The organism is Rubritalea squalenifaciens DSM 18772 (genome assembly GCF_900141815.1).
GTDB classification, from domain to species: domain Bacteria; phylum Verrucomicrobiota; class Verrucomicrobiia; order Verrucomicrobiales; family Akkermansiaceae; genus Rubritalea; species Rubritalea squalenifaciens.
In genome coordinates this window covers 837,547-849,895 of the sequence record NZ_FQYR01000002.1, presented here as the reverse complement: position 1 = coordinate 849,895, position 12,349 = coordinate 837,547, and the positions used below count along the sequence as shown (strand labels likewise).

At 54.4% G+C, this 12,349-nt stretch carries 12 protein-coding genes and 1 pseudogene; 7 read left to right on the top strand and 6 right to left on the bottom strand.

Annotated features, from left to right (window positions below):
- Nucleotides 1-26 precede the first annotated feature (26 nt).
- The 3 genes and pseudogenes from BUB27_RS03970 to BUB27_RS03960 all read left to right on the top strand — a co-directional run bounded on the left by BUB27_RS03970 (nt 27) and on the right by BUB27_RS03960 (nt 2,168).
- The gene (locus BUB27_RS03970; RefSeq protein ID WP_143158242.1) at nt 27-989 is read left to right on the top strand and encodes a class I SAM-dependent rRNA methyltransferase; all 963 of its coding nucleotides are present in this window, start codon (nt 27-29) and stop codon (nt 987-989) included.
- Between the two features lie 30 nt (nt 990-1,019).
- Nucleotides 1,020-1,676 (top strand): ABC transporter ATP-binding protein, encoded by a 657-nt coding sequence (locus BUB27_RS03965; RefSeq protein ID WP_143158241.1) that lies wholly within the window; start codon nt 1,020-1,022, stop codon nt 1,674-1,676.
- A gap of 9 nt (nt 1,677-1,685) precedes the next feature.
- Nucleotides 1,686-2,168 (top strand): annotated as a pseudogene (locus BUB27_RS03960) (O-acetyl-ADP-ribose deacetylase).
- A gap of 4 nt (nt 2,169-2,172) precedes the next feature.
- Here the strand turns inward: BUB27_RS03960 and BUB27_RS03955 are convergent.
- Entirely contained in the window at nt 2,173-2,751 is a 579-nt protein-coding gene (locus tag BUB27_RS03955) for a hypothetical protein (protein WP_143158240.1), read from the bottom strand.
- A gap of 109 nt (nt 2,752-2,860) precedes the next feature.
- On the opposite strand from BUB27_RS03955, the gene ilvE reads away from it, so the two are divergent.
- The 3 genes from ilvE (at nt 2,861) to smpB (ending at nt 4,978) form a co-directional block, all read left to right on the top strand.
- Nucleotides 2,861-3,742 carry a branched-chain-amino-acid transaminase gene (ilvE, locus tag BUB27_RS03950; RefSeq protein WP_143158239.1) on the top strand — a complete coding sequence of 294 codons (882 nt, stop codon included), beginning with the start codon at nt 2,861-2,863 and terminating at the stop codon, nt 3,740-3,742.
- Nucleotides 3,743-4,276: 534 nt separating this feature from the next.
- Nucleotides 4,277-4,483 carry a DNA-directed RNA polymerase subunit omega gene (locus BUB27_RS03945; protein ID WP_143158238.1) on the top strand — a complete coding sequence of 69 codons (207 nt, stop codon included), beginning with the start codon at nt 4,277-4,279 and terminating at the stop codon, nt 4,481-4,483.
- Between the two features lie 36 nt (nt 4,484-4,519).
- Nucleotides 4,520-4,978 (top strand): SsrA-binding protein SmpB, encoded by a 459-nt coding sequence (gene smpB, locus BUB27_RS03940; protein WP_143158237.1) that lies wholly within the window; start codon nt 4,520-4,522, stop codon nt 4,976-4,978.
- 8 nt (nt 4,979-4,986) lie between these two features.
- Here smpB and araD read toward each other — a convergent pair whose 3' ends face one another.
- From araD to purN, 5 genes are all read right to left on the bottom strand, one after another.
- On the bottom strand, nt 4,987-5,688 hold the full coding sequence (gene araD, locus BUB27_RS03935) for an L-ribulose-5-phosphate 4-epimerase AraD (RefSeq protein WP_143158236.1): 702 nt from the start codon (nt 5,686-5,688) through the stop codon (nt 4,987-4,989).
- Between the two features lie 3 nt (nt 5,689-5,691).
- Nucleotides 5,692-7,374, bottom strand: a complete 1,683-nt coding sequence (locus tag BUB27_RS03930) for a ribulokinase (protein ID WP_143158235.1) — start codon at nt 7,372-7,374, stop codon at nt 5,692-5,694.
- 62 nt (nt 7,375-7,436) lie between these two features.
- Nucleotides 7,437-9,101 (bottom strand): acyltransferase family protein, encoded by a 1,665-nt coding sequence (locus BUB27_RS03925; RefSeq protein WP_143158234.1) that lies wholly within the window; start codon nt 9,099-9,101, stop codon nt 7,437-7,439.
- A gap of 54 nt (nt 9,102-9,155) precedes the next feature.
- Nucleotides 9,156-10,343 carry a homoserine O-acetyltransferase MetX gene (metX, locus tag BUB27_RS03920; protein ID WP_200797055.1) on the bottom strand — a complete coding sequence of 396 codons (1,188 nt, stop codon included), beginning with the start codon at nt 10,341-10,343 and terminating at the stop codon, nt 9,156-9,158.
- 53 nt (nt 10,344-10,396) lie between these two features.
- Nucleotides 10,397-10,981, bottom strand: a complete 585-nt coding sequence (purN, locus tag BUB27_RS03915; protein WP_143158233.1) for a phosphoribosylglycinamide formyltransferase — start codon at nt 10,979-10,981, stop codon at nt 10,397-10,399.
- Between the two features lie 213 nt (nt 10,982-11,194).
- Between purN and BUB27_RS03910 the strand changes: the two genes are divergently transcribed.
- Nucleotides 11,195-12,244, top strand: coding sequence for a class I SAM-dependent methyltransferase (locus BUB27_RS03910; RefSeq protein ID WP_143158232.1), 1,050 nt, complete (start codon nt 11,195-11,197; stop codon nt 12,242-12,244).
- Nucleotides 12,245-12,349 lie beyond the last annotated feature (105 nt).

Sequence of the window (12,349 nt, the reverse complement as noted above, 5' to 3'; positions counted from 1 at the left end):
TCCGGATAATAAATACCAAAAATGAGATGGCAACCCTTCAAGCACGCCATAAAGTTACAACATCTCCACGAAAAAGCGAACCAGCCACCACCGTGCACAAGCTCTTCACTACAGCCATTGATAAACGACAACACCTCCTCGATGAGGACACCAACGCCCTGAGACTCTTCGACGGCATCGGTGACGGCATGCCAGACGTCTTCCTGGAGACCTTCGCAGGACGCTGGCTCATCGCCACCCGCGATAGCCGTATGTCACGAGACGTCAAAGACTTCCTCGAAGAGTCCGGCAAGACTGTCTACTGGAAGCGCCTCGACGACCACCAAAAGGAAGACCCGAAACACCTTTGCGGCCCAGAGCAAAACGAGACCTTTCTCGCCCGCGAATCCGGCTTGAACTACCACATCTCATTCCAGTCTGGCTACTCGCAGGGCATCTTCCTGGACCAACGGGAAAATAGGAAAAGAGTCCGGGAATTTTCTCAGCCCGGTCAGCGTATCCTCAATACCTTTGCCTACACCGGCGCCTTCTCCGTGGCAGCCGCAGCTGCGGGAGCCACCACCACCACGCTCGATCTCTCCCAGCCCTATCTCGACTGGGCCAAGGACAACCTCAGCGCCAACGGCATAGATCCGAGCGAGCACTATTTCTGTAAAGGGGATACCTTCCACTGGCTCAAACGCTTTGCCAGACAAGGACGTACCTTCCACGGCATCATCCTGGATCCGCCTACTTTCTCCCGTGACGACAAAGGCAAGGTCTTCCGAGTGGAAAGGGACTATCACCGCCTGACCGAGCTCGCAGCCTCCTGCCTGGAGCCCGGAGGCTGGATCCTCGCCTCCACAAACATCCGCAAGATGACCCTGCAGGAATTCATCCAGGAAGCCAGCCGAAGGCTACCGAAAAATGCCCAGATCACCCCGCTCCACATGCCAGAGGAATACCCGGGTGAACAATATCTCAAGTCACTCTGGATTACCCTTCCCTGATCTAGCAATAGCCACTATCACTAAAGCGCAATGCTCATCAAAGCTACCAATCTTCACAGAGGATACACCGTCGGTAAAAAACGTGTCGAAGTGCTGCACGGTGTCGATCTCACTATCAACAAAGGGGAAAAAGTCTTTCTCTGCGGCCCATCGGGAGCAGGCAAAACAACCCTGATGTATACCCTCGCTGGCCTCGAAAAGCCTGAGGCTGGTACCGTCCTCATCGGAGATGTCGACCTCTACAGCCTGTCCAAACGCAGGCAGGCGAATCTGCGTAACTCACGCATGGCCTACATTTTCCAGAACTACTATCTCCTGCCAGAGCTCACGGCTTTGGAGAACGTCAGCATCCCTGCCCTCATCGGAGGCAGAAGCAATATGGGCGCAGCCGAAGCCGCACTCGAACGCGTAGGCCTCGGTCATCGCCAGGACCACCTCCCTGCCGAGCTTTCCGGAGGGGAGCAACAACGCGTGGCCATCGCCCGTGCCCTAGTGAACAAGCCTGAGATCATCTTCGCGGACGAGCCCACCGGTAACCTGGACTCCAAGAATGGCGAGCAGGTCATGAAGATGTTGCTCGACCTCGCATCCGAGGACGGTTCCACCCTCGTCGTGGTCACTCACGACCAGTCACTCACCAAGTATGGCGACCGAACTCTCATCGTCAAAGACGGGGTCGTCATCTAGAACCCTGTCATGAAAGCCATCCAAGCAGACATCACGACTCTGAAGGTAGACGCTATCGTCAATGCGGCGAACTCCTCCCTTCTTGGAGGAGGGGGCGTGGATGGCGCGATTCATCGAGCCGCTGGCCCAGACCTCGTACATGAATGTCGACTGCTGGGCGGCTGCAAGACAGGCAAAGCCAAGCTCACCAAAGGCTACAATCTCCCCGCCCAATAAGTAATCCACACCGTGGGCCCCGTCTGGCGAGAAGGTCTCAATAATGAAGACATGCTGCTAGAGTCCTGCTACCGCGAATGCCTGCGCATTGCAGCAGAGCATCCGGACATCCAGAGCATCGCCTTTCCCGGCATCAGCACCGGCATCTTCGCCTTTCCTGCGGACCGGGCAGCAAAGATTGCTGTCGAAACCTGTAAAGACAGTGATCTAGACATCACCTTCTGCTGCTTCTCAAAAGCTCACTTGGATCTCTACCAAGCCCTACTAGAGGAATAAAGCCCTAGTCTGACTCCTTTTCCGACTGAACCTCTGCCTCGATCTCCTTGCTCTGCGTGGAGATAGTCGGTGTCGCCCGGAAACTAGGAACCACCTTACGCATCAGCTTCTTAAGCCCTCCCTCTGCCGCCTCCTGCTCATTCTCAGCATCGCGCATGGCACGCTCCCAGGCAGGCGCGAAGCCCGGGGCATTCTCACGCATAGCACTCACCGCAGCTTCCATGACCTCCAGGCGGCGCAACTCAGCCTTGCCGGCCTTTTGTTGGGAAGCATTCAGATTGTGGCGTAAATTCTCATTTTGCTCCTTGAGCTCTTCGACCTGCTTTTCCAGCACCTCATTGCCCTTGGCATTAATTTTGAGTTGGGTATTCAGATGGCGAGTCAGGTCATCCTTCTCCTCCCTGATTCTCTCAAGCTCCTTACGTAGATGAATCACATCCTTACGCATTGACCGCCAGAGCCAAACAATCAGCACCAGGCCAACCAGCAAGCCCCAAGTGAAGGGATGCGACATGATTTCTACAAACAAATCCATGCACTCAACATAGCCTCTAACCGCCAAAATCCAAGTAGATACAGTCATGCCAGCGGGTGAGGCAGTTTCTACCCCGCCTTTCGCGCCAATACAGACTCATTACTGGTTTGCATTTCAGGCGTATTCTCCTAAGAAATCCCAACCACAACGTTTACCTATGAGCGACAACTCAAAAATCTGGCTCGACGGACAACTGGTCGACAAGTCCGCAGCCACCATCTCAGTATTTGACCACGGCCTCCTCTACGGAGACGGCATTTTCGAAGGCATCCGCTTCTACAGCGGACGCGTCTTCAGACTCGAGGAACACATTGACCGTCTTCTTCTCTCTGCCAAGGCCATCTTGCTCGACCTCCCATGGACCAAGGAGGAAATCTGCCAGGCTACCGTCGATACTGTGAAAGCCAACGGTCTCACAGACGGCTATATCCGCCTCGTGATCACCCGTGGCGAGGGAGGACTGGGGCTCAACCCATACCTTTGCCCGAAGCCATCCATGTTCATCATCGCGGCAGCTATCCAGCTCTACCCGGAAGAGAACTACGTGAATGGCCTGGAGCTCATCACCTGTGCCACCCGCAGACCGACTCCTGCTTCACTTAGCCCGCAAATCAAGTCCCTCAACTACCTCAACAACGTCATGGCCAAGATCGAGTGCATCCAGGCTGGCGTCATGGAGGGTATCATGCTCAACGAGCAAGGCTATGTCGCGGAGAGCACAGGTGATAACGTGTTCGTCCTCAAAAACGGCGTCGTCTACACTCCTCCGGTTTCTGACGGATCCCTGGACGGCATCACCCGCCAGGTCATCTTCGAGCTTTGCGCCAACGCTGGTATCGAGATCAAGGAGAAGTCCATGACCCGTTACGATCTCTACACCGCTGACGAAGCCTTCCTCACCGGTACGGCCGCTGAAGTCATCCCGTTCGTCAAGCTTGACCAACGCCCGATTGGAGACGGCAATCCAGGCAAGATCACTCAGCGCCTGATCAAAGACTTCCGCGAACTCGCGAATAGTGAAGGAACTCCCTGCACTTAAAATATCTTTACCATCAAGTGATTCGATTCCAGGCGAAGCTCGATTACGGGCTTCGCTTTTTTCGTGCTGCCACTAGCTGCCGGGTTATCCGACTAACTGTTACACTTAAATGAACAAAAACTCACATTTAGAAATCCGCTAGATTAACCCACATCCTATTGCGGAATAGAAAGTTACAACCAGAGAAGAAAACAATTTGTTAATTTCTATTCAACATTTCCTTGCCATTTCGGTGAGTTCACGCCACATTCCCTGTGTGGCTGGTTCGCCAGTCGCAACGGCCGAGGGTGGTATTTCGGGGGGAATTTTCCGCCCTCGTGCCGACATCTTTTTCACCAATCAAATCTTGCCCAATCAGGCCAACTAAGGCAGATTGGGCTTGCTTTTTATGCGGAACCATGGTTTCCACCTTCTCCGCATATCGGTAAGCGACCCATACTGAATCACCACAAACAGAACGACTGGAACATGGAAGAATCAAACATCATCCCGTTTGAACAACCTAAACCGGTCAGCAGATTTCCAGGAACACCTATGAAAAGCGACCTTGTCGACAAAGCAGCAGAGATCTTACCAGATCCTCAAGTTCTCATCAACGTAGTCTCCCAACGTGTACGTCAGCTGAATAACGGCCGCGCACCGCTTGTCGACACACTTCCAAGCATGGGAGCCGCTGATATTGCCCTAATCGAGATCATCGAGGGTAAGATCAAAGTTACCAAAGAAGAGGAAGAAGCGTAATCTTCTCTCTGAAGAGCGTTCTCTCATTCTCTAGTCATGAGTGCTGAAATATCCAAGAATAGAAAAGCACGCCATGATTACCACATCCTTGAAACCTATGAGGCCGGTATCGAGCTGAAAGGTACCGAGGTGAAGTCTATTCGCGCGGGCAAAGTCAACATTGCCGACTCATTCGCCCGCATCGACAAAGGCCAGCTCTTTCTCTACGGCTGTGACATTCAGCCATGGGAGACTGCTGGCACTTGGTTTCAGCACCAGTCACGCCGTCCGCGTCGACTTCTGGTGCACAAGAGCGAAATTCTCAAGCTCGAGCAGCAAACCGCCCAGAAAGGCTGCACGCTCGTCTGCCTGCGGATGTATTGGAAAAACCGCAAGGTGAAGGTGGAAATCGGCGTCGCCAAAGGCAAGACCCACACTGACCAACGCCATGACCTCAAGAAGAAGGTCGAACTGCGTGAGGCCCAGCGTGAGATGTCCCGCTTCAACAGGCGCTAATCAGCGCCCTACTTCTGGCCGTAATACGCGTCAGGCCCGTGCTTGCGCGTCTGATGCTTCTTGAGCAAGTAATTGGGGATCGCCTCCAAGTCCGGCTGCAATGCCAGGCTATGAATCGCCATCTCAGCGCAAAGTTCCAGCACAAGGGCATTCTGATACGCATCCATCGGCCCCTTACCCCAGGCAAAGGGTCCGTGATTCTTCACCAGAGCCGCAGGGACCTGCTTGGAGTCGATATCATGGAACTGGAAATAACTGACGATACTGCAGCCCGTTCCCAACTCATAGTCTTCATTCACCACGTCCACTGAGGGAGATGGCACACAAGGCACTGTTCCATTGAAATAGTCGGCATGCGTCGTTCCGTAACATTCCAGCCCCTGCCCAGCCTGGGCAAATGAAGTGGCGTACTTGCTGTGGGTGTGTACCACCCCGCGGACGTGAGGGAATGCTTTGTAGATCTCCAGATGGGTTTTCAAGTCCATGGAGGGCTTCAGATCCCCCTCCACTTTCTTGCCGTCCAGATCCACTACCACCATACTTTCAGGCGTGAGCTCATCATAGGGCACTCCACTGGGCTTGATGGCTACAAAGCCCCGCACGTGATCATAGCCACTGGCGTTACCCCAAGTCAGGGGGGCGAGTCCACTTGCCGCCAAGGCCTTGTTAGCGGCGACGACCTCTTCGAGGAGTTGTTTGGAAAAATACATTTGTTAGGAGGAGGTTTTGATGCTGAGTAGTTCTTTCATAACATGCCCCAAGTTCCCCTGCCAGTCAGGAGTACCAAAGGCATCATGGAGTGTACTATAGAGTGTATACAGCTTCTGATAGATCACCTGACTGTACGCGTCTGGCTGATAGACTTTGTCATGGACCTGACACATGACATCCTGCATGGCCTCTAGGCTAGCGTAGCCACAGGTCTCCGTACCTGCCGCCATAGCACCGAACAGCGCCGCCCCCATCGCGCAGGTCTGCTCACAGACTGAGACTTCGATAGGCCGGCCAATCACATCCGCATAGATCTGCATCATCACTGGATTTTTCAGGCTCAACCCTCCCGTACAAACCACCTTATCTATCTTCACCCCGCACTCTTCGATACGGTCGATGATCTTCAGCGCCCCAAATGCCGTGGCCTCGATGTAAGCACGGTAGAGCTCACCAGCCGTCGTGTGCAGCGTTTGTCCTAGCACGAGGCCAGTCAATTGCTGGTCAACCAGGATCGTCCTGTTCCCGTTGTTCCAATCCAAGGCTAACAAACCACTCTTGCCGGGTTTCAAGCTGGCGATCTCTTCCCCAAGCTTTGCAAATTTCTCCCCCAGGTCGCTACCGTACTTCTCAGGCACCAGCTGATTCACAAGCCACAGAAACAGATCACCGACTGCTGACTGACCTGCCTCGATACCGAAATTGCCCGGCAACACCGAGCCATCCACCACCCCACAGACCCCCGGAATCACGCCCGGATCCTGAGGAGCCACCATGATATCGCAGGTACTCGTACCCACGACCTTGGTCAGCACTCCCTCACGAACACCAGCCCCTACGGCTCCCATGTGCGCATCAAACGCCCCCACAGACACCACACAGCGCTCAGTAAGACCGAGCTTTTCCGCCCATTCCGCACTGAGGGTGCCTGCAGCTTCATCGGCCGTGTGCACTTCTTCAAAAAGCCTGTCTCTCAAGTCAGCCAGCTTGGAATCTAGACGCCCAAGAAACTCTTTGTCCGGCAGGCCTCCCCATTTCTTGTGGTACATGGCCTTATGCCCGGCAGAGCAAACACCTCGCTTGATGGATCCAGGATCCTGCTGGCCAGTAATTACCGCCGGAAGCCAATCACAATGCTCTACAAAGCTCGCAGCCGCATCAAACACCTCTTCGTCAGTACGCTTAAGGTGCAGCACTTTACTCCAGAACCACTCAGAGGAGTACACGCCACCGCAATAATCCAGATATTCAGGACGCAAATGACGCGCCAGCTCGGTGATTTCAGTCGCCTCCTTGTGGGCCGTGTGATCCTTCCACAGCCAGACCTTGGCACTGAGCCTGTCCTTGAAGCGCTCATCAAAGGCCAAGGGCTGACAGTTGCCATCCACCGGAATCACCGTACTCCCGGTAGTATCGATCCCAATACCGATCACCTTGGTCTTGTCGAAATCTGTATCCGCCTGATGCGCATGAGCCACCGCCTCAGTGATTGTGTGCACCAGCCCATCCAGGTAATCCTGAGGATTCTGGCGCGCTACATGCACATTTTCAGGACAAGTCAGAATGCCAGCCTCGCCAGAGGGATAGGGAAAAACAGAAGTCCCCAGTTCGCAACCATCCTTCAAACGGAGAACCAACGCTCTGCAGCTGTTGGTTCCGAAATCAACACCAATACTATAGGCCATGACACGCATCCAACATCAGAAAGCCACTGCATGTCGAGAATGAGATCACCTCATGACGTAAATTAACACCGCTCATCAGCAGGATTTTTACGGCCATTCAGCAAAGCCCCAATCCAACCATAGCGAACCACCCACTGATAGACAGGCAGTAACACAATCATCACGACGGCACAGACAATGAGAAACTTCAACCACGCGGGCGCATCCCAGCTTCTCATCCCCATCTGGACACTCATGGATAACGGCAGATGCATCAGATAGAGCCAGTAGGAGGCATCAGACATATACCGAACCTTGCTGGATTCATGCTTCATCAGCTGCCGGAACATCCCCATGCAGGCAAACACCATAACCCAGGCATAAAGCACCTGCAGAATATCGGAAATCGTCTCCCGCCCCCAGGTCAGCCCCTCAAGTATCCCTGTGTAGTGAAATTCCAGCTCTAACACGACTGGAGCCAATACCAGCAGACCGATCACCAGCCCCAGTTTCCAGCGTCTGCCTAGCCTCTTCTCCCCGCCATGGGTGTACAACAAAGCACCAAAGGCAAAGAACACCGCATAGTAACCCAAGACTCTGGGCATTGGTAGCAAACCTGTGGAGGTATCCGGGCCAATGAACCCGTAACCCCGGGACATGAAGTACTGACCAAGCAGCGGCAGCGGCACCAACCAGACATAACACCCTGGAAAGCTCAGCATCCACTCCGGCAGAGTCCTCGCAAGAAACCCAAACCTTCTCAGTAGCCAGACCACCAGAGCGAATCCTCCGAGGAACCAACACAGGAACCAGAGAAACCACAGATGATGAAGTGAGGGTCCATGCATCAGCCACTGTAGCGCCTCATCCACTTTCGTGACCTTCTCCTCTTTGATTTCAATGTTCTGAACAGCTCCAGCCCCCTCCAGCAGAGACCTCACCTTCACTCTATCGGACTCCACAGACGGCTGGTCTAGCACAATACGGTACTCACCCGCCAGCCACTGCACCACACCCCAGGGATGGTAGGCAGAATCCAGCGGTGTATAACCGTACTTGTTCTGAGCCTTTGGATCTGCCCCAGCCTCCAGCAAGAGTGACACCACATCTTCGCGCCCGAACAAAGCCGCCGAATGCAAGGGCGTACCGCCATCACTATCCAAGGTATCCAGCTTGGCACCTTCACCTAACAAATAATCAACACACTCCGTGTTTCCGGTCATTGCCGCAATGGACAGGAGGCTAGCCGATTTCTCAGGATGCAGAGCATTCACATCACCACCTTGCTCCAGATAAGACCTCAAGATCTCCACCTCCCCATTCAGCACCGCATACCACTCATCCTTGGCCTCATCATGATAATCTCTCACCGGCACCGCGGCCTCCGTCTCGGCAGACTTGTCTGCCAGCCACGAGACCAATGGACAAAGAAACGCACCAAACAAAACCAGCGGTAAGAAGATCCGTTTGAATCTATGCGCGACCAGCGCCTTCAAACCACGCTTCTGGTAGAGCATGGCCGTGAAGAAGCCACTCAGCAGGAAGAAAAGCTGCATCCGGAATCCATGCACCAGATTCGCAAAGATATCGAACAGCTCACTCTGATGACTGTCATTCACCAACCACCGGGCCGTGGTATAGGCCACCCCTGCATGCAGCGCGATTCCCAGCAACATGGCTCCGGAGCGGAGAGCGTCCAGATCATGCCTCCGTTTAACCAAATCAGCTGTGGTAGGTGCTTCTAACATCGCGTTTTCCAGCACCTTTCATAGCGACTTTCGCTCCTTCTGGATACGATGAATTTAACCCAGCTGGGATACACTGCTGGCATCCTGCCCCAAAACATAGGCGAGGTGCGGCGCATAGAGGTGCGGCTCTAGCAGGAAGGAATCATGCCCCTTGTCGGAATGAACCGTGATGTGCATGCACTCGACGTCATTCTTCTCCAAGTGACCCACCAGCTCAGCCTGCTCTTCTGGATAGAAGCAGAAATCAGAATCAATACTGAATACCAGAAACTTGTGATTATGCTCACGGCAGGGCTTCAGCAGCGCTTCCACACTACTCGCCTTACCTGTCTCAACCGCATCGTAGCGGGACCACATATCAATGATACGCAGATAGGTATTAGCATCGAAGCGCTTCACGAACTTCTTACCCTGGTGCAGCATATAGCTCTGGAAAGTATCCCTGACTTGATACCAGGCAAGCGTCTCTGTGTCCTGGCGCACGTCATTGCGCGCACGGCGCTCGATGGCATCCAGATGCACAAAGGTCTTGTGAGAGATCATACGTGCCAGCGCCAGCCCATAGTCCGGTGCCGTGCCCTCGTAGTAATCACCACCATTGAAATTACGGTCGTTCTCGATCGCCAAGATCTGCTCGAACAAGATTAGCCTGTTGAGAACCGTGGTCTTGAATCCACTGCAGAGCGGGATCACCGTACGCACCTTCTCCGCATGGCGGGTCGCAAAGGTCAGGGTGATCAGACCACCCACGGACGGACCGATCGCTGCATGCAGCTGCTCGATACCAAGCGCTCCGATCACGCGCGCCATCATGTCTGCCTGGTCGGCGATCGTAAGGTGCGGGAACTGGCTGCCGTAGGGCTTGCCTGTCACTGGATTGATACTGCGCGGACCTGTGGTGCCGTAGCACCCGCCGAGGTAATTCGCACAGACGACGAAATATTTATTGGTATCAATGGCCTTTCCGGGGCCCATGAATTCTTCCCACCATCCCTGGTGCATCTCCTCCTGCCACAGCTCACCTACACCCTCGATCTCCGGGTTGTAGCCCCACGCATGATGGGAACCGGAAAGGGCATGGCACAGCAGGATCGCGTTTGACTTGTCTTCATTCAGCTCACCCCACGTCTCGTAGGCAACCCGGATACCGGGAAGACTCTCACCGAACGCCAGCTCGTAGGGCTGCTCGGCGCTGCCGAACTCCAGGAACTTCGTTTCTACTCTGTTGGTCAAATCTGCCACGCCGCAAACCGTAGTAATAACTCAGGAAATGCCAAGCCCTCATTCAGGCTGTGCTATTTCCCCACAAACTGGGAAATCACCTCAGGATAGAGGCGGTGCTCCTCCACCTGGATACGCGCATGCAGGGTCTCTGCGGTATCATCAGCAAGAACAGGCACCTTCGCCTGCTCGATGATCGGACCAGTATCCATGCCAGCATCCACGTAGTGCACGGTACAGCCACTCTCAGCAGCACCATCTTCCACCGCCTGCTTCCAGGCCATCAGGCCCGGATAATTCGGCAGCAAGGACGGGTGGATATTCAGAATACGCTCCGGGTAAGCATCCAGCATCGGCTGTTTTACCAAGCGCATGAATCCCGCCAAGCACACCAGCTCCACGCCAGCTTCTTTGAGCCTACGAGCCACCTCGGCCTGCTTGTCATCCGGGAACTTGGTCTTGAAGCCACCACAGTCGATCACTTCCGCTCTCAAGCCAGCCTTACGTGCACGCTCCAGAATATAGGCGTCCTCGTTGTCACTGAGAACCAGAACGATCTCGGCATTCAAAGTACCGGCATCAATGGCATCCATGATGGCCTGCATGTTTGAACCTGAACCTGATCCGAGAACTCCGAGTTTGAGCGTGTCGTTTTTCATAAATGAATAGCTGGCCGCCGGGATCGCCCCGCGCGGGAGCCCCACCATCAACAAACCGGGCAAAAAGAAAAGTCCCAAAAACATTCATTCTGCCTTACTTCTCCGCTCCACCCTCACACCTAACGAAAAGAACTCGACTTCAAGGACTTATTCAACCAGACTGCAACGCTGCTTAAGTCGTTTGCCAGCACATTCAACCTATCCCTTGAAATCATGAATGAAGATAAATTGCATCAGTTGGTCGGCCAATTTCTCCAGGATCTCGGCGGAGCCTTTAGTGTCCCTCTCGTCCAAATCGGCGAGAAGCTCGGCCTCTACAAGTCCATCGAAAAGATGGGTCCCTGCACCTCCGCAGAACTCGCTACCGCCACCGGACTAGACGAGCGCTACCTACGCGAGTGGCTCAGTGCCCAGGCTGCCTCCGGTTACGTGAGCTATGATGCCGCGAGCCATAAATTCTCACTCAGTGACGAGCAGGCCTTCCTTCTCTCCAACACCGACAGCCCCTTCTACCTGGCTCCGGCCTTCGGCGCCGCTGCCGCCTTCCAGCACAACGAACCCATTATCCGAGACGCCTTCAAAACCGGCGAGGGCATCCCTTGGGGAGACCAGACCCAGTGCCTTTCCTGTGCTGTCGCCCAGTTCTTCCGCCCCGGCTACCAGAACCATCTCGTTCAGGAATGGCTTCCCGCCGTGGAAGGCATGGCTGAGAAACTCGAAAAAGGTGCTCGAGTCGCCGATATCGGCTGCGGTCACGGCATCACCACCATCCTCATGGCCAAAGCCTTCCCGAATTCCGAATTCATCGGTCTGGACTACCATGAGCCCTCCATCCTCTGCGCCCGCGAACATGCGGCGGAGCACAAGCTGCACAACCTCCATTTCGAGATCGCCTGCGCCAAAGACTCACACGGCAAGTTCGACCTCATCACCATCTTCGACTGCCTCCACGACATGGGCGACCCAGCCGGAGCCATGAAGCACCTCAAGAAATCCCTCAACGAGGAGGGCGCCTGCATGATTGTAGAACCCATGGCTGGAGACTCGCTGGAGGAAAACATCAACCCTGTCAGCAGACTCTACTTCTGCGCTTCCACCATGGTTTGCGTACCAACCTCCCTTTCTCAGGAAGTAGGCGCGGCTCTGGGCGCTCAGGCCGGAGAGAAGAAACTTCGCGAAGTCGTTGTGGATAAGGCCGGCTACAAGCACTTCCGCAGAATTACCGAGACTCCATTCAATATGGTGCTCGAAGCTCGCCCCTAAAAGGCAGTGATTGAGACCCTCCAAAGAGCAGGGGACCGGTCCCCTGGGCACCCCGCTTTGTAAGCGTTCGTTTGAAAAAATCTACATCCACGACTGTTAACTCTT